This is a genomic window from Halovulum marinum, assembly GCF_009697225.1.
Lineage (GTDB): Bacteria > Pseudomonadota > Alphaproteobacteria > Rhodobacterales > Rhodobacteraceae > Halovulum > Halovulum marinum.
The window spans coordinates 1-2317 of the sequence record NZ_WIND01000053.1 but is presented as its reverse complement, the minus strand read 5'-3'; the positions used below and the strand labels follow the sequence as shown (position 1 = coordinate 2317).

2 protein-coding genes are annotated in these 2317 nt (G+C 71.0%); both read right to left on the bottom strand.

Annotated elements, in window-relative coordinates; genetic code table 11:
* Positions 1-133: 133 nt before the first annotated feature.
* Complete coding sequence (locus GE300_RS21905; RefSeq protein ID WP_154449687.1) at positions 134-1036, bottom strand: ROK family protein; 903 nt, start codon at positions 1034-1036, stop codon at positions 134-136.
* 71 nt (positions 1037-1107) lie between these two features.
* A complete protein-coding gene (locus GE300_RS21900; protein WP_154449686.1) occupies positions 1108-2178 on the bottom strand; it encodes an alcohol dehydrogenase family protein in 1071 nt (356 codons plus the stop codon).
* Positions 2179-2317 lie beyond the last annotated feature (139 nt).

The following is a 2317-nucleotide window of genomic DNA, read 5'->3' as shown; positions in this document are numbered from 1 at the left end:
AAACAGATAGCGGTTTTTCTGAGCCATAAGAGCACCTTAACATGCTCTCAGACCTACTCAGCTGGAATAGACCCTCTCCGAAATACCCCCGCCGGAGGCCGCCGCCAGCCGCCGGAGGGCACCGCCCGCGCACCTAAAGCCAGGCCGCCCCGCGCACCCCCGAGGCATCGCCGTGCATGTTCTTCACCAGCCGGGTGCGGAACCGGTCGCCGAACACGTGCGGGCGGATCCGCTCGGGCACGGTGTCGTACAGCCGGTCGATGTTCGACACGCCGCCGCCCAGCACGATCACGTCCGGGTCCAGCGTGTTGACGATCACCGCCAGCGAGCGCCCCAGGCGATCCTCGTAGCGCTTCATCGTCGCTTCGGCGTCCGGGTCGCCCGCCGCCGCCAGCTCGGCGATCTGGGGGGCTTCGGGGCCGGTGCCGTGCTGCAATCCGCAAACCCGCTCGTGATCCGACTTCAGGCTCGGTCCGGACAGCCAGGCCTCGGTGTGGCCGGGGCGGCCGCAGCTGCACAGCGGGCCGGGGCGCTCGTCGTCGGTCGGATCGGGCAGGGGGATGTGCCCCCACTCGCCGCCGATGGCGTTGATCCCCTCGATCACCCGGCCATGCACGGCGATGCCGCCGCCGACGCCGGTGCCGAGGATGGCGCCGAACACCACCTGGCAGCCGGCGCCGGCGCCGTCCACCGCCTCGGACAGGGCGAAGCAGTTGGCGTCGTTGGCGACCGCCACCGGCCGCTCCAGCGCCGCGTTCAGGTCGCCGCGCAGGTCGCGCCCGTGCAGCCAGACCGAGTTGCCCATCGACACGTGCCCGGTATCCCGGTCGACCGAACCCGGAACGCCGATGCCCACCCGGTCCGCCTTGCGGCCGGCGTCGGCCTCCAGCGCCTCCATCAGGCCGCGGATCGCCCGGATGCCGCCGTCGTAGTCGTGACGCGGCGTCGGCACCCGGCCGGTCGCCAGCGTGGTGCCGTCGCCGTCCAGCGCGATGCCGGCGATCTTGGTGCCGCCGTAGTCGAATCCGATGCGCATGCCGCCCCCGATGGTCCGCCGTTTCCGACTGTTTACAGCCTGCGGACCCGCGCCGAAAGCCTGTCGCGGCCTCAGCCGCCGACGCGCAGCGCGATCTTTCCGGTGAAGCCCTTGTCCTGGAACGCCGCCTGCGCCGCGCGGATCTCGCGCAGCGGATAGGTCTCGGCGATCAGCGGGCGGATCTCGCCGCGCTCGACATGGCCGACCAGGTCGGTGAACACCGAATCCGCCTGCCTGGTGCAGCCCAGCAGCGTCAGGTCCTTCAGGTAGAGCGTGCGCAGGTCCAGCTCGACGATCGGCCCGGCGATGGCGCCCGCCACCGCATAGCGCCCGCCCGGGCGCAGCGCGTCCAGCAGCAGCGGCCAGCGCGGCCCGCCGACAAGGTCCAGCACCACGTCGAACGCGCCTTCGGGAAGATCATCCTCGCGGCCCAGCACCGCGTCCGCGCCCAGATCGCGCAGCGCCTTGGCCTTGGCCGGGCTGGTCACCGCCGTGACATGCGCCCCGCGCCGCTTCGCCAGCTGGATTGCCGCCGAGCCGACGCCGCCCGAAGCGCCGGTGACCAGCACCCGCCCGGTTCCCAGGCCGGTGCGCTGGATCATCCCCTCGGCGGTCGAGAAGGCGCAGGGAAAGCTGGCCAGTTCCACGTCCGACAGGTCAGACTGGACCCGGACAGCGTGTTCGGCCCACGTCACCGTGTAGTCGGCGAACGCTCCGTCATATTCCGAGCCGAAGGTCATCAGCGGCAGGTCGCTGCCCGGGTCCATCGGCGGGTGCATCGGGCGCACCATGACACGCTCCCCCACGCGGGCGGCGTCCACGCCCTCGCCCACCGCCGCGATCCGCCCGCAGCAGTCCGCGCCCTGAACGCGCGGGAAGCTCAGCGCGCCGGCCCAGCCGCCGTCCGCGGGCGCGTCGTCATAGCCCGCGGCGCCCGAGGCGGTGTCGCCCCGCACCGAGCGCGAGTACCAGCCGATGCGCGTGTTGATGTCGGTGTTGTTGACCGCCGAGGCGCCGACCCGGATCAGCACCTGCCTTGGGCCGGGTTGCGGCACCGGCAGATCCTCGCGCCATTCCAGCACCTCGGGGCCGCCGTGGCCGGTCAGCACCACGCCGCGCATGGTGGTGGGAATGTCCTGCATCTTCGCCTCCGTCTCGGGTAGAACGATCCTTCTACCTGTGCAGGTAGAACGTTCGCTTCCGGAATGGGCGTAGTGAAGTCAACAATCTCGTTTCCAAGCAAATACATTGACTTGCCTTCCGGCCGGACATGATGGGGCA